Source organism: Mesorhizobium sp. M0715, from assembly GCF_040320355.1.
Taxonomy (GTDB): Bacteria; Pseudomonadota; Alphaproteobacteria; order Rhizobiales; family Rhizobiaceae; genus Mesorhizobium.
Genome location: NZ_JAMYPL010000032.1, coordinates 48,420 through 64,114, shown reverse-complemented (window position 1 = coordinate 64,114; position 15,695 = coordinate 48,420). Strand labels below are relative to the sequence as shown.

The window sequence follows — 15,695 nt, the reverse complement described above, 5'->3', positions numbered from 1 at the left end:
GAACTGACCGCTCGGCTTCGTCGTCATCGCAAGATCCCTGGTTCAAAAACAGGGAATCACATCCACACAATTTTGCAACAGGCCCGCAAGGGGGGAGATCGGCTGTCACCAGGGTCTCCGCCAACCTTTCAAAAGTGTTTCGCGCCAACCTCACCGCTTGACCTCCCACGTCGTCACTCGCTCGCCAGTGACCAGATCCTTACCGTCCTTCAACTGTACACCTTGCGCCAGCAGTTCGTCGCGGATGCGGTCGGCCTCGGCCCAGTTCTTCGACGCTATGAGGGCAAGTCGGGTTTCAATTGCCTCAACAATGGCATGTTCGGCAACTTTTGCTTCCGCAAAGTCAAAACCAAGAAATAACAAAGCTGCCTTTACCTCAGCAGCGGCATTCAACTTAAATTCGACGTCTATTGGATCGCCATCAATTTCAACAAAGGGCGTTTCTGAGCCCTCCGACCCCAGACCTTTGCTCGCGTCTGAAACGAGCTCCGCCAATATGTAAAAGGCCTGAGGTGTCGAAAGGTCGTCCGAAAGTGCCTTAACAAAGCTGCTAGGGGGGCCCGTTTCATAACGCGCTCCATCAGCTACTCGCTTCCATTTGCGCAGCGTGTTCTCGGCCTCTTCCAGCTTGCGCACGGAAAAGTCGATTGGTTCGCGGTAGTGCGTCATCAGCATCGCCAGCCGCAGCACCTCGCCCGGCCATTTGCGGCCGCCAAAGGTCTCGGTCTCCAGCAGTTCGTTGATCGAATAGAAATTGCCGACGCTTTTCGACATTTTCTGGCCTTCGACCTGCAGGAAGCCGTTGTGCATCCAGATGTTGGCCATCACGTCCGTGCCATGGGCGCAGCGCGACTGGGCGATCTCGTTCTCATGGTGCGGGAAGATCAGGTCGAGGCCGCCGCCATGGATGTCGAACACCTCGCCAAGATAGGCGGCCGACATTGCCGAGCATTCGATGTGCCAGCCCGGCCGACCCCTGCCCCATGGCGAATTCCAGCCGGGCTCCTCCGGCGACGACAACTTCCACAGGACAAAATCGCCGGGATTTTTCTTGTGCGCGTCGACGGCGACGCGAGCACCAGCCTGCTGCTCGTCGAGATTGCGCTTCGACAGCTGGCCGTAGTCCGGCATCGACGCCGTATCGAACAGGACTTCGCCCGCGGCAACATAGGCATGGCCGCGTTCGATCAGGCTTTGAATCAAGGTGATCATGTCGACTTTGCCGTCGGCGCGGGGCTCGACGAATTCGGTGGCGCGCGGCTCGACCGTCGGCTCCAGGCAGCCGAGAACCGCCACATCGCTGTGGAACTGGTCGGCGGTCTTTTCGGTGACCCGCCTGATCGCCTCGTTGAGCGAAAGTGTTCCGGAAGCGATCTCGCCGCCGAAGTCGCGCAGAGCGCGCGCGTTGATCTTGTCGTCGACGTCGGTGATGTTGCGCACATAGGTGACGTGCGCCTCGCCATAGACTTGGCGCAGCAGGCGGAACAGCACGTCGAAGACGATCACCGGTCTGGCATTGCCGATATGGGCAAAGTCGTAGACGGTCGGACCGCAGACATACATGCGCACGTTCAGCGGATCGATCGGGACGAAATCCTCTTTCGTCCGCGTCAGCGTGTTGTAGAGGCGCAGGCCCTGCGATGCGTCAGACATTCGTGCCTTCCCGTTTCAGATCTTTCATCTGGATGGAGCCAGCCCGCGCCAAGACGCAAATCAGGCTCCAGCCTGCTGGCCGGGGCGTTTGTCCAATCTGGGGAAAGATGAGGCGAAAACGTCCGGACCAGCGCGAGGCTAGCCAATAATGCAAATGCCACAAATGGCGAAAGACGTTTTCATGGGCGGCTTTATCGCCTTGGCGAGTGTTGCCGTCAAGTCGCTAGTTTCGGCAAAAACGTCGCTGGATCACAGGTAATGAGCCACTGAAACATTTTATTAAACATGTCGGCACAGTCATGAAACATTCGCCGGCTAGATCAGCAGGCGTCACGATTTGGTCAGAATCGGCCATCAAACGCAGACACGAAAATGTTACCTGGGAAGAGAGACATGCTCCGAAGCAAGCAGGAATCCAATCGCGCCAAGCAACCGGCGCTGGCCAACCACTATCGCGCCATAGGCCCGGCCGCGATCGTCGCCGCACTTCTCCACACCGCGAAGAAGAAGAAGCCGGCGCAGAAGATCGTATCGCCCCGCGCTGCCTGAAGCAGTGTGTGGCTGGCGCCAAAGGTGCCAGGCATGAGGGCGCTGACATGCGGCCCTGAAGAACAGCTCAGCTAAAACAACGTCAGCTGACTGTCGTCCGCGCCGGGCTTCTGGCGCTTGACTTTTTCGGGCTCCGGCCCGATCTCGCCCCGCTCCTGGATCTCCGGTCCGGTGTTGACGACCTTGTTGACGAGGTCGGAGACGGGAATTGCCTCGAAGAAATCAGGCTGTGCCGGCCGCAACAGGTCGGCGACATCGCGCGGCTCGAGCGTGCGGCAATCCAGCCAGCGGGCGAAATCCCTGGGATCGATCACCACCGGCATGCGGTCGTGAATATGGGCGATGTCGGCATTGGCGTTGACGGTCAAGATAGCGCCGGTGTCCATTTCCGAACCGCCCGGCTCGGCATAGGTCTCGATCAAGCCGGCAAAGGCGAGCAACCCGCCATGCCTAGGCCTGATCCAGTAGGGCTGCCCCTTCTTGCCACCAGTTTGCCGCCACTCGTAAAAACCCGACGCCGGCACCAGCGCGCGGCGATGGCGCATGGCGGCTTTGAACGAGGCCTTCTCAGCTGCGCCTTCAGAGCGCGCGTTGAACAGCAGCGGAAATTCCCTGGTATCCTTGACCCAGGTCGGAATCAGCCCCCAGCGCACCAGCATCGGCTGCCGGTCCGGCAGATTGGAGCCCGGCGCCTGCGGGGGGCCGGCGACCGCCATCAGGATCGGTTGGGTTGGTGCGATGTTGTAGCGCGCCGGGAAATCCTCCAGTTCAGCCAAACCTAGCAAGGCGGCAGTCTGGTCCGGCGTCGCGGTCAAGGCAAAACGTCCGCACATGGTCGATTGGCGCCCTTCGAATGGTTCAGCTTGAAAGTGGCGATAGAACCGCCGTTGCGCAACCGCTAAAGCTTCCGCATGCTGGCGGTTCCACAACAGACCAGCTTCACGCCTGATCGGGAACCCATGAACAAAGCGCGCAAGACACTTCCGGCAGTTTCGGTCGCCGTCGTGCGCGCAGACACCGTGCTTCTGGTCAAGCGGGCGCGGCAACCCTCGCAGGGGCTCTATGCCTTTCCAGGCGGCAAGGTCGAGCCCGACGAAACGCTGGAGCAAGCCATCGCTCGCGAACTGTTGGAAGAGACCGGCTTGCGGGCCACCGATTATCGCCGGCTTCGGGAAATCCACATCGACGGCAGGGACGACAGCCACCCGGTTGACTATCTCCTCACAGTCTTCGGAGCCGTCTATGCCGGCGGCGAGGCGGTGGCCAGCGACGATGCAGAGACGGCGGCCTTCTATACGCTCATCGAGATGGCGGCGCTGCCGCTAGCAGGCTCGGTATTCGCGGTCGCAGAAGACTTGTTGGCCCCTGGCAGAAACGCCGGACTGCTGCCCTGAAAACCGCCTTGCAGGCGACAAATTGTTTCGCCACAAAGACTTATCCTGTTTGGCAGAGCCACGCCGTTGGGTAGAGAAGGCTTATGAACCGTCCATCCATGCTCCTCGCCGTGTGTCTTTCCGTCAGCACGACCGTTTCGATACGGCCCGCGCTCAGCGCCGAGTCGCCGTTCGAGCCTGGGTTGATGCGGCTGGCGGAGGTTCTGGGCTCGCTGCATTTCCTGCGCAATCTGTGCGGCGAGAAGGGCGAGCAGTGGCGTGTCGAGATGACAAAACTGCTCGATTCGGAAAATCCGGACGCCGAGCGGCGCGCCCGCTTCATCGCCAGCTTCAATCGCGGCTACCGCTCTTTCGGCGGCACCTATACGAGGTGCACGCCCTCGGCGACCGAAGCCATCAGCCGCTACATGAAGGAAGGCGAGACGCTATCTCGCGATATCGCCTCGCGTTACGGCAACTAGGCACTCGCTCATCAACAACTATCCGGATCATTGCTGGGCACAGCGGATATATCGGCTTGTGCCAGGCGATATCTTGGTGCAATCCTCATGTTGCACTTCTGCAACAGTATTAACGAAACCTTACCGCGCGAAAGCGGAATTAACTCAAACTGAAGGTTTTCGCCCCGCAGGCCGCCCCAATCGGCTAAGTTTGACTCGAGCTGAACGCAGCTTCGCACAAGGCAATCGGGCTTTGTAAAAGACGATCAAAAAAATGTCGTATTTACAAATACTTAATTGCCCCTGCGTGTGAAATGAACAGATCAGGCCTGATCCACATCGATGGATCGCAGCTTGAAAGGGTGGACATTCGCTTATGGAACATGGTGTCAACGACATCGACGCGCTGGTCAGGGAAGAAAAACGCCTGACCGCCGTGGAAAGCCACAGCGAGGCCTGGGCGGAAGGTCTCTCCGCCGGGATAGAGCCCGAGATCATCGCCGAAGCAGCGCTCGAAACAGCCTTCGGCGAGATGTTGCGTGCCAATGGCGAGACCTCGGCCCTTGCCCTGCTCGACCGTATGCGTGAAAAGGTGATTGCTGGCGCCTTCGAACCTGAACGGCTGCGGCACTGAACCGACGTCCGGTTCTTTGACGGGAACATGCCGCTCGGGCGTCATGCCCGGAAGCAGGGAGAAACGGGCAGTGAGTTTTTCGATGTCAGGCAAGCCGTGTGGCTTGATCCTTCGCATCTCCTTCGCCGCTTGCTGTGCCGCGATTCCCCTGCTTGTGTGTCTCGCGAGCAGCCCCGTGTATGCGCTGAGCGAAATCAAGCGCGAAGAGCTCCCCCCGACAGTCACGCCGCCGGCCGACGACGACATGTCGCCCCCCGGAAGCGCCGTGCCAATGCCCAACCCGGTCGGAACACCGCCGCCGGCCAGCCAGCCGACTGCTCCTGCCGAAGCCGAGCCGGACAGCCCGGCGGATGGCGGCGTGACCAGACCGCGCGTCGATCCGGAAACGCCGGTGCCTGAGGTCGTCTACGATCTCGGCAAGCTGCCGGAACCGGTGCGGCGCATGCACGATCTGATCGTCGAAGCCTGCAAGGGCGGCGATATCGAAAAGCTGCGACCGTTGATCGGCACGGGCGAGAGCATGACACAGATATCGCTGACCGACATAGACGGCGACGCCATCGCCTTCCTCAAGGGCCTCTCCGGAGACCCAGACGGCCAGGAGATTCTGGCCATCCTGGAGGAGGTGCTTAATGCCGGCTACGTCCACCTCGATGCCGGCACGCCACAAGAACTCTATGTGTGGCCGTATTTCTTCGCCCTGCCGCTGGACAAGCTGGACGCCAAGCAGCGGGTCGAGCTCTTCAAGATCGTCACCGCCGGCGATTTCAATGATATGAAGCAGTTCGGCGCCTATATCTTCTACCGTGTCGGCATCACGCCTGCCGGACAGTGGTCGTTCTTCGTCGCCGGGGATTGAGCTTTCTGCCTCTGCCCTTGCAGAGATCCGGGAGCCTAGACGGGCAATGCCTCGGAAAACTCCACCGCTTTGCCTTGGCCTGGCGTGACGATTTCGCCCTCCCACATGACACGTCGGCCTCGAATGACGGTGCCGACCGGCCAACCCGTCACTTCCCTGCCATCATAAGGCGTCCAGCCGGCTTTCGAGCCGGCCTGCGCATTGGTGATCATCTCGCGCCGCATCATGTCTACGATGGTGAAGTCGGCGTCATAGCCGGCGGCGATGCGGCCTTTCCTGGCCATGCCGAAGATCCGCTGCGGGCCATGACTGGACAGGTCGACAAAGCGCTGCAAGGTCAGCCGGCCGGCATTGACGTGGTCGAGCATGATCGGCACCAGCGTCTGCACGCCGGTCATTCCCGACGGTGAGGCCGGATACGGCTTGGCCTTCTCGGCCAGCGTGTGCGGCGCATGGTCGGAGCCGAGCACGTCGACGACGCCTTGGGCAATGCCGTGCCAGACGCCGTCGCGATGGCGGGCGGCGCGCACCGGCGGGTTCATCTGGATCAGCGTGCCAAGGCGTGCGTAGTCGTCGGCGCTTAGCGTCAAATGATGCGGCGTTGCCTCGCAGGTCGCGACATCCTTGTGTTGTTCGAGAAACACAATCTCCTCGGCCGTCGAGATGTGCAGGACATGAATGCGGGCGCGAACGCTGCGCGCGATGCGTACAAGCCGTTCGGTACAGCGTAAGGCGGCGATCTCGTCGCGCCAGACAGGGTGCGATGCCGGGTCGCCCTCGATGCGCTCGCCAAGACGCTCGCGCAGCCGGAATTCGTCTTCCGAATGAAAGGCGGCGCGCCGGCGCGTGTTTCTCAGGATCGACGCCACGCCCTCGTCATCCTCGACCAGCAGGTCGCCAGTGGACGAGCCCATGAAAACCTTGATCCCGGCAGCGCCCGGCAGCCGCTCAAGCTCGCCGACATCCCCGGCGTTTTCGCGGGTACCGCCGACCCAGAAGGCGAAATCGCAATGCATGCGATCCGTGCCGCGCCGGACCTTGTCGGCAAGCGCTGCCTCGCTGGTGGTCAAAGGATTGGTGTTGGGCATCTCGAACACGGCGGTGACGCCGCCAAGCACGGCCGCGCGCGACCCCGTTTCCAAATCTTCCTTGTGCTCCAGTCCCGGCTCGCGAAAGTGCACCTGGCTGTCGATGACACCCGGCAGGATATGCAGGCCGCGGCAGTCGATCGTCTCGCCGGCCGAGGCCTGGCGGAGACCGCCGATGGCAGCGATGCGCCCGTCCTTCACGCCGATGTCGCGAGCCCCTTCGCCGTCATGGTTGACCACTGTGCCGCCTGTCAGGATGAGGTCGTAGATCATGGCCATGCTCTCTTGCGGGGGGAGTGCCAGCGGCTTACGTAAAGGCCGACCATTTTGCAAGATCAGGTTGCTTTTCCGCCCATGCCCTTTGCCCAGCTCAAAGACCGCGCCCTCATTTCCGTATCAGGTCCGGATGCCGAGCATTTTTTGCAAAACATCGTGACCACCGATCTCGACATTCTGGCTCCCGGCGAAGCCAAGCCCGGTGCGCTGCTGACGCCGCAAGGCAAGATCCTGTTCGATTTCCTGATCTCGCGCACCGGCGAGAATGCATTCCGGCTCGAATGCCGTGCCGACATAGCGGACGATTTCATACGCCGGCTGACGCTCTACAAACTGCGCGCCAAGGTCGAGATTGCAAAATCCGATCAGGCATTTGTCACCGTCGCATGGGGACATGAATCAACACCCTCACAATCTGATTCAACGGCAGCCGCCGACACACGCTTTCCGAAGGGTGCCGTCACGCGTTCCTATGGCGAAACAGATGAGCGCAGCGATCTTGCCGCGTGGCAAGCCTTCCGCATTGCCGGCGGCATTGCCGAAAGCGGCAGCGACTACCAACTCGGAGACGCCTTCCCCCACGACGTGCTGCTGGACGAAACCGGTGGCGTCGGCTTCAAGAAGGGCTGCTATGTCGGCCAGGAGGTCGTCTCGCGCATGCAGCATCGCGGCACCGCCAGGCGGCGCGTGCTGATTGTGTCAGCCGACCGGCCCCTGCCCGCGCCCGGCTCTGAGCTGACCGTCGAAGGCAGGCCGGTTGGCACGCTTGGCTCGACTGCCGGCACGGCTGGTCTGGCGATTGTCCGTATCGACCGGATCAAGGCGGCGCTCGACGCCGATCTGCCGATCATGGCGGCGGACGTTCCAGTTACGCTGGCCATTCCCGGTTGGGCAAAATTCACCTTCCCGCAGGAAGCCGCCAGCGCGGAGGGGGTCTGATGGCGGCCGACCGCGTCGGCGCACCGGCACGCGCCTGGCAGCGCATGCTGTCGGGCCGCCGGCTCGACCTGCTCGACCCCTCGCCGCTCGACATCGAGATTTCAGACATTGCGCATGGGCTCGCCCGCGTTGCCCGCTGGAACGGCCAGACCAGCGGTGAGCATGCCTTTTCGGTCGCCCAGCACTCGCTGCTGGTCGAAGCGCTGTTCCGCGACCTGGTACCCGAGGCTTCGGCCGACGCCCAGCTGGCGGCCCTCCTGCACGACGCCCCCGAATATGTCATCGGCGACATGATCTCACCGTTCAAATCGGTAATGGGCGGCAGCTACAAGGATTGTGAGTTGCGGCTGCAGCGCGCCATCCATCTGCGCTTCTCGCTGCCGGAACCGGGTGCTGCGCTGCGCAAGGAGATCAAGCGCGCCGACCAGATCGCCGCCTATTTCGAGGCAACGCTGCTCGCCGGCTTTTCGACCGCCGAGGCGACCGAGTTCTTCGGCCGTCCGCGCGGCTTCAATGCCGACCGCTTCGATTTCACGCCACGCTCGGTGACCTGGGCGCAAAATGCGTTCCTGAAGCGGTTTTCCGCGATCGAGACATCGCGACACCAGGTTTCGGCGACCGCAATCGACTAAAAACGCTAAATTAACCGGCGGCGGCCACAATAGCGCGTTCGATCACGGTCCGCAGGCGCGCTCATGCCCGTCGCTGATGCCAAGGATGGTTCGACCAACCCGAAACGGGAGGCCGAAGGCATGGACCGCTCCCGCCACATGGAAGACGAACTGCGCGAGCAGAACCAACGCTTTTCGGCTGCGGTCGAGAACATGTCGCACGGCCTGTGCATGTTCGACGCCGACGAGCGGATGATCATCTGCAACGGCAACTACCTAAACATCTTTTGCCTCGACACCAGGGTGATAAGGCCCGGCATCCGGTTCCTCGACATTCTGCGCCACAGCGTCGATATCGGCATCGCCTCGCAAACCGCCGACGAACTCTACGCCATCCGCAAACCCTATATCGATCAGGCAAAGCCCTCGACCTACGAAGAAACACTGTCGGACGGCCGCATCGTCAGCATCTCGCACCGCCCTCTGGCTCTGGGCGGCTGGGTCTCGATCTATGAGGACATCACTGAGCAGCGCCGCGCGCAAGAGGACCTCAAAGAGCAGCACCGCCGCTTCGACGCAGCGCTTGCCAATATGTCGCAAGGCCTGCTGATGTATGACGCCGACGGCAAGATGATCGTGCGCAACGGGCGTTTTCTAGAACTCTACAACGTCACCGCGGCGGACTTCCCGCTTGGAACAACGCACCGCGACGCGCTCGAACGATTGCTGGAGCTCGGCATCTATACGAAGATCGATGTCGACAGCGAAGTCGCCAAGACCGAGGCCTGCCTGGTGGCGAGAAAAATGCACTCGGCCTATCGGCATCTTACCGACGGCAGGACGGTTCTGGTCACCCGCCAGCCGATGAGCGGCGGCGGTTGGGTGGCGACCTTCGACGATGTTACGGAGCGCCGCCGTACCGAAGAGCGCATGACCCATCTTGCGCATCACGATATGCTGACCGGCCTGCCCAACCGCTCGATGTTCCGCGAACGGCTCGACCTTGCGCTGGAGGACACGGCGGCCACGCCGCTGGCGATCTTCTCGCTCGATCTCGATCGCTTCAAGGCGGTCAACGACACCTGGGGACATCCGGCCGGCGACTGGCTTCTGAAGAGCGTGGCCGAGCGACTACAGCGCTGCCTGCATAATGAAAACGACGTCGTCGCCCGCTTCGGCGGCGATGAATTCGTCATCATCCAGTTCAATTTCAAGGGCATTGCCAGTGCTGAAAAACTCGCGAAGCGCATCGTCGAGACAATCGGAAACCGTTCCGCGACAAGAGCCGCGAGATGCATATCGGAATCAGCCTGGGTATCGCGGTTTTCCCCGACGACGGCCGAGATGCCGACACGCTGCTGAGGAACGCCGATACAGCGCTTTACCGGGCGAAGAGCGAAGGGCGCAATCTGTATCGGTTCTTCGAACCCGGAATGGACGCAATGGTACAGGCACGGCGTGCGCTGGAGGTCGACCTTGAGACCGCGCTGCCGCGCCAGGAGTTCGACCTCGATTTCCAGCCCATCATGAACATCGCATCCGGGGAGATCGTCGGCGCGGAAGCCTTGATGCGCTGGCATTCGCCGACACGCGGCACGGTGGCGCCGGACAGCTTCATTCCGGTCGCCGAAGACACCGGATTGATCGTGCCGCTTGGCGAATGGGCGCTGAGGAAAGCCTGCACGGCGGCGGCCGACTGGCCCGCCGGCCTGCGCGTCGCGGTCAATGTCTCGGCCGTGCAACTTAAAAGCGGCAGCTTCGCCCGCAGCGTCATCTCGGCGCTGGCTTTCTCCGGCGTGCCAGCCGGTCGGTTGGAGCTTGAAATCACCGAAACCGTGCTGATGGACGAAAGCGAGGCGGTGCTAAGGACGCTGCGGCAGTTGCGCGAACTCGGCATCCGTATCGCGCTGGACGATTTCGGCATCGGCTATTCTTCGCTCGGCTATCTCAGGCGTTTTCCCGTCGACAAGATCAAGATCGATCGTTCGTTCATCCACGACCTGGGCAATCGTGACGCCGCGGCGATCGTTCGCACCGTCATCGGGCTGGGCGCCGAGCTTGGCATCACTGTCACCGCCGAGGGGGTCGAGACCGAGGCGCAACTCGACATCCTGCGCGGCAATGGCTGTACAGAGGCGCAGGGCTATCTGATCGGCGTGCCGTCAACGGCCGCCGAGATCCAGCGTCTGTTGAAATCCCGAGCGCTCCACAGCCAGACCGGCTGAGGCCGGCCATCGTCAACGCAGCGTGTCGATGTATTTGCCGTGGAAGCTGACATAGCCGGGCTCGACCACCTTGAGATGCCGCTCGATCAGCGCATGAAACCGCGGCAGTTGATGAAACGGCACGCCTGGATAGGCATGATGCTCGGCATGGAACGGCATGTTCCACGCCAGCCTGCGGACCAGCCAGTTGGTCAGCGTGGTCCTGGTGTTCTCCAGCATGTTGGCGACGAACGGACAACGGCCGTGCTCGGCTAAGAGATAGAGGCGCAGAAACGGCTGCCCCAACAGAGCGGGCAAGATCCAGACATAGAGAAGCACCGAGAGCCGGAAATAGACGGCCAGCAGAAGGACCACGGCGTAAAAGGCAATCATGGCGCGTGCCTCGATGCGCACCTTGTCATAGCCCTTTGGCGGAACGTAGCTTTCCCGGCCGCGGTCCATCGCATTGGCATAAAGCGTCTTGAGGTGGCCCCACCACAAAGGGATGCCGGATATGTGGACGAGATATTGCCGCCATGTCTCCGGTTTGGGGAAGGCCAGTTCCGGGTCGTTCTGCGGGTCCTGCGTGTATCGATGGTGGGCGAAATGGAAATAGCGAAACCAGTCCGCCGGCAGCGCGATCGCCAGGCTGCACACCCGCGCCACGGCATCGTTCAGCCATTGCGACTCAAAGGCCGTGCGATGGACCGTTTCGTGCAGCAGCGTGAACAGGAAGACGATGAGGATACCTTGCGGCAGCATCAGCAGTGGCCAGAACGGCACCTTGACGGCGATCAGCGATCCGACGACCATGATCGCGCCCCAATGAGCAGCAAGCTGAACGAGGCCCGCAACATCAGACTTGGCGGTCAGCCGATTGCGCTCCTCCTGCGTCAGCGATGAAATTACGTCACGATGATCCACGTGCTTCGATCCAGACTGGAGTTTGATGAACCCACTGTAGCCAATGAACAACCTTTCCAAAAACGACGATTTCTGCAATCTAGATAAGCTGAACTTATCTATTCGGTGATTATGGCCGTACCTCCTTCTCTCAAAGGGCTTCAAGCTTTCGAGGCTGCGGCCCGTATAGGCAGCTTTGCCGCGGCGGCGGAAGAGCTTTCGGTGTCGGCCGCTGCCGTCAGTCAGCTCATCCGCACGGTCGAGGAGCAGATGGGCCGCAAGCTGTTCCACCGCGTCAACCGGCGCGTCGTCCTCACCGAGGCAGGCGTCGAGATGCTGCCCAGGCTGACCATGGCCTTCCAGGAGATCGGCAGCGTCGCGCGCCAGCTGGGCGGCGATACGTTCCGCCCACGCCTTGTGGTGTCGGTGCCGCCATCCATGGCCATGGGTTGGCTTTCGCAGCGTCTCGCTGGTTTTGCCTCAAGCCATGGCGTCGTCGACATATCGCTCAGAGGCGACGACGACCCGGTGCCGTTCGACCGTGAACTGATCGACATCAGGCTCTCCTATGGGCCGCATTATCGCGAGCACCCGACCGAGGACATCGTCCAGGACGCAGTCTATCCCGTGTGTGCCCCCGGGCTGGCGGACACAATCAAACCCGAGGGCCTGGCCAGCCTGCCGCTTATCCACACGGGCTGGGGACCGACTGGTGCGTCCTTTCCGTCCTGGCACAACTGGTTCGAGGCGGCCGGCATCGAGCCCGGCCGGGCAGCGCAGCGCGGCCTCTCGGCCAACTCATCGCGCGCGGCACTCGACCTTGCCATTTCGGGATTGGGCGTGGCGCTGGCGCAAGGGATCTACTGTGCCGCGGCGCTGGCAGACGGCCGACTTGTCAGGCCCCTCGCCCAGGCACTGGAGCTGCGCCAGCCCTATTGCCTGACGATCCCGGAGCGCAGCGCCAGGCGCGATGTCGTGGCCGCGTTTCGCCTGTGGCTGATCGACGAGTGTCGGCGCGCAGTCGGCTCGCCGGCACTGCGTTGACGTAGTGTGCGGCGATGATCAGAGGTGCCCGCTCAATGCCTCAGCCATGTCCTTGTTTGTCGCCACGGGAACGATCTCGAATTCCACCAGATCCGCCCATTCGATGACCCAGCGCTGCAGCAGCGTGACGTCATTGGCTTCCACCAGCAGGAAGCAACGGCTCATGTCCGCCGCGATCCAGCTGTGGTGCACGAGAAGCTCGTCCGGCTTCAGGCGGCCCCGGTCGCGAAAGCGACGGTAGATCTCCTTGCGATCGCAGCCGGTGAAATCCTCGATGACGATGAACTGCATGTTCTACCCCCGATCAAATTACCGCCCCGGCCGGTCCAGCCGCTCCAGGAACCACTGCGTCAGCCGCACCCAGACCTCGTCCTTCTCGCCGGAATCCTCCCAGCCATGGTCGAGGTTGGGATTGTCGTTGACCTCTATGACGAAGACGCCGTCCTTGGTCTCCTTGAGATCGACTCCATAGAGCCCGTCACCGATGCAGCGCGCCGCCTTCACTGCCGTCTCGACGACATGCGCCGGCGTTTCCTTTAGCGTGAAGGTCTTGATGCCGCCCTGGTCGGGCTTGCCGTTGGCCTTGTGGTTGACGATCTGCCAGTGCTTCTTGGCCATCAGATAGTGCACGGCAAACAATGGCTGGCCGCCGAGCACGCCGACGCGCCAGTCATACTCGGTCGGAATGAATTTCTGCGCGATCAGAAGGTCGGAATCCTCCAGCCATTCGGTGGCCAGCGTCTTCAGTTCCTCGAAATTGGCGCATTTCTTGACGCCGCGCGAGAACGACGAATCCGGGATCTTCAGCACCAGCGGAAAGCCCAGGGTCTGCGCCGCCAGTTCGAGATCCGAGGTGCCGGCGATCATCACCGTCGGCGGCACCGGCACCTTGTTGTAGGCCATCAGCTCGTTGAGATAGACCTTGTTGGTGCAGCGGATCATCGACAGCGGATCGTCGATCACCGGCATTCCTTCCTGCTGGGCGCGGCGGGCGAAACGATAGGTGTGGTTGGAGATCGAGGTGGTCTCGCGGATGAACAGCGCGTCGTAATTGGCGAGCTTGGCGAGGTCCCGTTTGGTGATCGGCTCGATTTCGACGCCCATCTTCTCGGCGATCTTGGCCCAATAGCGCAGCGACGATATCTCCGAGGGCGGCAATTCCTCATGCGGGTCGACCAGCGTGGCGAAGGTGTAGCGCGCCGGCGTGCGGCCCTTGGTGTCGCGCCATTCGCGGTTGGTGTAGGTCTCCAGGCACTGGATGAAGCTTTTTTCCTCGTCCTCGGTCATCCGCGCCAGCGGATGGAAACCGATCTTGCGGATCGAGGCCCATTCGGCGCTGTCCTTGATGTGGACTTCGAGCGCCGGCGCGCGGAACCAGTCGAACAGAAGTTTGGCGAAGCGGTCCCAGATTTTCGACGGGCCGATGCCGAAGAAGATGCAGACCTTTTGCGGAAAAACGTCGCCGAGGTCCTTGCGGCATTTGTTGAGCGCCAGCTCCAGTTCCGGCAGCGCGTGTTCATAGAGCTTGCGCTCCGAAAGGTCGATCATCGTTTCGACCGTCGGGATCACCTTGTGGCCGCGCGAGCTTGCCAGCAGCGACGCATAGTAGCCGCGGCTCTGGTAGGCGTAATTGTTCGACAGGTTGATGACCTTCGGCCGCTGGCCGCGAAACAGTGACGGATGCGCGAGATAGTCGCGATTGGTGATGATCTTGTGCGGTGTCGCCACCTGGTCGAGATCGCTCTGCCTGCCGGTAAGGATGACCCAGGTCATTATCTGTCACGCTTTCCCAGAGTGATGGCGGCACGCAGTCCATCGCGACCGAACTGCGCCATGTTCATGAAGATGCCGTAAGGCACGGGAATGTTGGCTGCATCAAGAATGGTCTCCTGCCTTTCATCCTCGACCCAAGGGTCGTGGATCAGGATATGGTCGCCGTCATCGCCGATCGCCAGCACCCAGTGCGGCACCTTCTTGCCGAACATCAGGAAGCCGCTGATCAGCACCAGCACCAGCTTTCCCCCAGCGATCGCAGCGCGGATATCGTCGATTGTGAATGCACGGTAATTCACCGGGATACCGTAAAGTTCCGCGCGTCGGCGAAAGTCGACCTGGGCCAGTTCCATCACCCTGCGCTTGTCCTCACTGCGCACCGATTGCAGGAACAGCGCGCCATAGAAGGAAACGTAGATCTCCACCGCGAGCCCGCTTTCGTAGCCCGAGACAGCAAGGCCGAACGGTTCGCAACCACCGGGACCCGACATCATGAAGACGGTCGTCGCTTCACGCCACAGGCGGATTTCCATGACCGGATCCGGCACGAAGCCGCGATCGAAATTGGCCATCGCCATCATCAGGCAGCACGGGCCGCAGGTGAATTCGCAGGTCTGCGGGTAGAACGGAACCTTGGTGGCGATCGGAATGCCGCCACGCAAGGTCTTTTCGTAGCGAAGTGCCGTTTCGCCATCCTCATAGTAGCCGGGCTCACGGCCGATCTTGCGATAACCGGCCCGTTCGTAGATGCGGATCGCGCGGCTGTTGTCCTCGCGAACTTCGAGGCGCAGCATCATGCGGTCGTGCTCGAAGGCGGCATCTTCGGCGGATCCGAGCAGCATGCGGCCGACACCCAGTCCGCCGAAAAACGGACTGGTCGCAATCGAGTAGAGGCGCGCCACGCCGCTGCCCTTGCGAAACAGCACGATCGCATAGCCGGCCACGCGGCCGTCGACTTCGGCGACCAGCGTCTCGGCGGTTTCACGCTCGATGAACAGGCGGAAGGAGCGGCGGGAAATACGGTCGCTTGAGAAAACAGCTTTCTCAATGGCGGCGAGATCATCGACGTCAGACGCGCGGGCCGTGCGGATCTCGGCAGGCATGCGGCTTCAGAAAACCTCGATTGGTGGTGGAAATGGCCCTACTCGAACACGTCCTTGACGCCAACCAGGGCGTTGGGAAAACCGGCGTCCACCTGGGCGCACGAAGTCCGCTCCACCACCTTGAATCTTCGCCTCGGGTTTCCAAAAACCGTTTCCGATTTTCGGGGCGATGCGACGGCATTCATCAAGCGCTATCGCACCTCGATTAGGGCCGAATTGTGACAA

16 protein-coding genes and 1 pseudogene are annotated in these 15,695 nt (G+C 61.6%); 10 read left to right on the top strand and 7 right to left on the bottom strand.

Annotation, left to right across the window (positions count from 1 at the left end):
* Positions 1-150: 150 nt before the first annotated feature.
* The gene (cysS, locus tag NKI21_RS28490) at positions 151-1,653 is read right to left on the bottom strand and encodes a cysteine--tRNA ligase (RefSeq protein WP_023812895.1); all 1,503 of its coding nucleotides are present in this window, start codon (positions 1,651-1,653) and stop codon (positions 151-153) included.
* A 393-nt stretch (positions 1,654-2,046) separates the two neighbouring features.
* Here cysS and NKI21_RS28485 point away from each other — a divergent pair, with 393 nt between their 5' ends.
* The gene (locus NKI21_RS28485; protein ID WP_023812894.1) at positions 2,047-2,202 is read left to right on the top strand and encodes a hypothetical protein; all 156 of its coding nucleotides are present in this window, start codon (positions 2,047-2,049) and stop codon (positions 2,200-2,202) included.
* Positions 2,203-2,273: 71 nt separating this feature from the next.
* Here the strand turns inward: NKI21_RS28485 and NKI21_RS28480 are convergent, their stop codons facing one another.
* Positions 2,274-3,035, bottom strand: a complete 762-nt coding sequence (locus tag NKI21_RS28480; RefSeq protein ID WP_023812893.1) for an SOS response-associated peptidase — start codon at positions 3,033-3,035, stop codon at positions 2,274-2,276.
* A gap of 126 nt (positions 3,036-3,161) precedes the next feature.
* Here NKI21_RS28480 and NKI21_RS28475 point away from each other — a divergent pair, with 126 nt between their 5' ends.
* From NKI21_RS28475 to NKI21_RS28460, 4 genes are all read left to right on the top strand, one after another.
* Positions 3,162-3,596: an NUDIX hydrolase gene (locus tag NKI21_RS28475; protein WP_023812892.1), complete on the top strand. Its 435-nt coding sequence runs from the start codon at positions 3,162-3,164 to the stop codon at positions 3,594-3,596.
* Between the two features lie 83 nt (positions 3,597-3,679).
* Positions 3,680-4,057, top strand: a complete 378-nt coding sequence (locus NKI21_RS28470) for a TIGR02301 family protein (protein WP_023812891.1) — start codon at positions 3,680-3,682, stop codon at positions 4,055-4,057.
* A gap of 355 nt (positions 4,058-4,412) precedes the next feature.
* Entirely contained in the window at positions 4,413-4,670 is a 258-nt protein-coding gene (locus tag NKI21_RS28465) for a hypothetical protein (protein ID WP_008874920.1), read from the top strand.
* A gap of 70 nt (positions 4,671-4,740) precedes the next feature.
* Positions 4,741-5,529, top strand: coding sequence for a hypothetical protein (locus NKI21_RS28460; RefSeq protein WP_023812890.1), 789 nt, complete (start codon positions 4,741-4,743; stop codon positions 5,527-5,529).
* Between the two features lie 35 nt (positions 5,530-5,564).
* Here the strand turns inward: NKI21_RS28460 and NKI21_RS28455 are convergent, their stop codons facing one another.
* The gene (locus tag NKI21_RS28455; protein ID WP_023812889.1) at positions 5,565-6,896 is read right to left on the bottom strand and encodes a dihydroorotase; all 1,332 of its coding nucleotides are present in this window, start codon (positions 6,894-6,896) and stop codon (positions 5,565-5,567) included.
* Between the two features lie 75 nt (positions 6,897-6,971).
* On the opposite strand from NKI21_RS28455, the gene ygfZ reads away from it, so the two are divergent.
* The 4 genes and pseudogenes from ygfZ to NKI21_RS28435 all read left to right on the top strand — a co-directional run bounded on the left by ygfZ (position 6,972) and on the right by NKI21_RS28435 (position 10,668).
* Positions 6,972-7,832, top strand: a complete 861-nt coding sequence (ygfZ, locus tag NKI21_RS28450) for a CAF17-like 4Fe-4S cluster assembly/insertion protein YgfZ (protein ID WP_023812888.1) — start codon at positions 6,972-6,974, stop codon at positions 7,830-7,832.
* Complete coding sequence (locus tag NKI21_RS28445; RefSeq protein WP_352443173.1) at positions 7,832-8,464, top strand: HD domain-containing protein; 633 nt, start codon at positions 7,832-7,834, stop codon at positions 8,462-8,464. Before ygfZ ends, NKI21_RS28445 begins: the two co-directional genes overlap by 1 nt.
* Positions 8,465-8,527: 63 nt before the next feature.
* Positions 8,528-9,792 (top strand): annotated as a pseudogene (locus NKI21_RS28440) (PAS-domain containing protein); the annotation flags it as partial.
* Positions 9,793-9,876: 84 nt separating this feature from the next.
* Positions 9,877-10,668: a putative bifunctional diguanylate cyclase/phosphodiesterase gene (locus NKI21_RS28435; protein WP_352868567.1), complete on the top strand. Its 792-nt coding sequence runs from the start codon at positions 9,877-9,879 to the stop codon at positions 10,666-10,668.
* Positions 10,669-10,680: 12 nt separating this feature from the next.
* On the opposite strand, the gene NKI21_RS28430 is transcribed toward NKI21_RS28435, so the two are convergent.
* Positions 10,681-11,571: a fatty acid desaturase family protein gene (locus NKI21_RS28430; protein ID WP_023812885.1), complete on the bottom strand. Its 891-nt coding sequence runs from the start codon at positions 11,569-11,571 to the stop codon at positions 10,681-10,683.
* A 111-nt stretch (positions 11,572-11,682) separates the two neighbouring features.
* On the opposite strand from NKI21_RS28430, the gene NKI21_RS28425 reads away from it, so the two are divergent.
* Positions 11,683-12,594: a LysR substrate-binding domain-containing protein gene (locus NKI21_RS28425; RefSeq protein ID WP_128303041.1), complete on the top strand. Its 912-nt coding sequence runs from the start codon at positions 11,683-11,685 to the stop codon at positions 12,592-12,594.
* Positions 12,595-12,612: 18 nt separating this feature from the next.
* Here NKI21_RS28425 and NKI21_RS28420 read toward each other — a convergent pair whose 3' ends face one another.
* From NKI21_RS28420 to NKI21_RS28410, 3 genes are read right to left on the bottom strand one after another with little or no spacing between them, the layout of a single operon-like run.
* Positions 12,613-12,885: a DUF3303 domain-containing protein gene (locus NKI21_RS28420; protein WP_023812883.1), complete on the bottom strand. Its 273-nt coding sequence runs from the start codon at positions 12,883-12,885 to the stop codon at positions 12,613-12,615.
* 18 nt (positions 12,886-12,903) lie between these two features.
* Positions 12,904-14,367: a RimK family ATP-grasp domain-containing protein gene (locus NKI21_RS28415; RefSeq protein WP_023812882.1), complete on the bottom strand. Its 1,464-nt coding sequence runs from the start codon at positions 14,365-14,367 to the stop codon at positions 12,904-12,906.
* Positions 14,367-15,470, bottom strand: coding sequence for a peptidase C39 family protein (locus tag NKI21_RS28410; RefSeq protein WP_352630842.1), 1,104 nt, complete (start codon positions 15,468-15,470; stop codon positions 14,367-14,369). Before NKI21_RS28410 ends, NKI21_RS28415 begins: the two co-directional genes overlap by 1 nt.
* Positions 15,471-15,695 lie beyond the last annotated feature (225 nt).

What these genes read in the sequence shown, in the direction of transcription:
- NKI21_RS28420 (WP_023812883.1), bottom strand. Translation starts at nt 12,885, where the DNA reads ATGCAGTTCATCGTCATCGAGGATTTCACCGGCTGCGATCGCAAGGAG.
- NKI21_RS28465 (WP_008874920.1), top strand. Translation starts at nt 4,413, where the DNA reads ATGGAACATGGTGTCAACGACATCGACGCGCTGGTCAGGGAAGAAAAA.
- ygfZ (WP_023812888.1), top strand. Translation starts at nt 6,972, where the DNA reads ATGCCCTTTGCCCAGCTCAAAGACCGCGCCCTCATTTCCGTATCAGGT.
- NKI21_RS28470 (WP_023812891.1), top strand. Translation starts at nt 3,680, where the DNA reads ATGAACCGTCCATCCATGCTCCTCGCCGTGTGTCTTTCCGTCAGCACG.
- NKI21_RS28455 (WP_023812889.1), bottom strand. Translation starts at nt 6,896, where the DNA reads ATGGCCATGATCTACGACCTCATCCTGACAGGCGGCACAGTGGTCAAC.
- NKI21_RS28475 (WP_023812892.1), top strand. Translation starts at nt 3,162, where the DNA reads ATGAACAAAGCGCGCAAGACACTTCCGGCAGTTTCGGTCGCCGTCGTG.
- NKI21_RS28415 (WP_023812882.1), bottom strand. Translation starts at nt 14,367, where the DNA reads ATGACCTGGGTCATCCTTACCGGCAGGCAGAGCGATCTCGACCAGGTG.
- NKI21_RS28485 (WP_023812894.1), top strand. Translation starts at nt 2,047, where the DNA reads ATGCTCCGAAGCAAGCAGGAATCCAATCGCGCCAAGCAACCGGCGCTG.
- NKI21_RS28435 (WP_352868567.1), top strand. Translation starts at nt 9,877, where the DNA reads ATGGACGCAATGGTACAGGCACGGCGTGCGCTGGAGGTCGACCTTGAG.
- NKI21_RS28445 (WP_352443173.1), top strand. Translation starts at nt 7,832, where the DNA reads ATGGCGGCCGACCGCGTCGGCGCACCGGCACGCGCCTGGCAGCGCATG.
- cysS (WP_023812895.1), bottom strand. Translation starts at nt 1,653, where the DNA reads ATGTCTGACGCATCGCAGGGCCTGCGCCTCTACAACACGCTGACGCGG.
- NKI21_RS28480 (WP_023812893.1), bottom strand. Translation starts at nt 3,035, where the DNA reads ATGTGCGGACGTTTTGCCTTGACCGCGACGCCGGACCAGACTGCCGCC.
- NKI21_RS28410 (WP_352630842.1), bottom strand. Translation starts at nt 15,470, where the DNA reads ATGCCTGCCGAGATCCGCACGGCCCGCGCGTCTGACGTCGATGATCTC.
- NKI21_RS28425 (WP_128303041.1), top strand. Translation starts at nt 11,683, where the DNA reads ATGGCCGTACCTCCTTCTCTCAAAGGGCTTCAAGCTTTCGAGGCTGCG.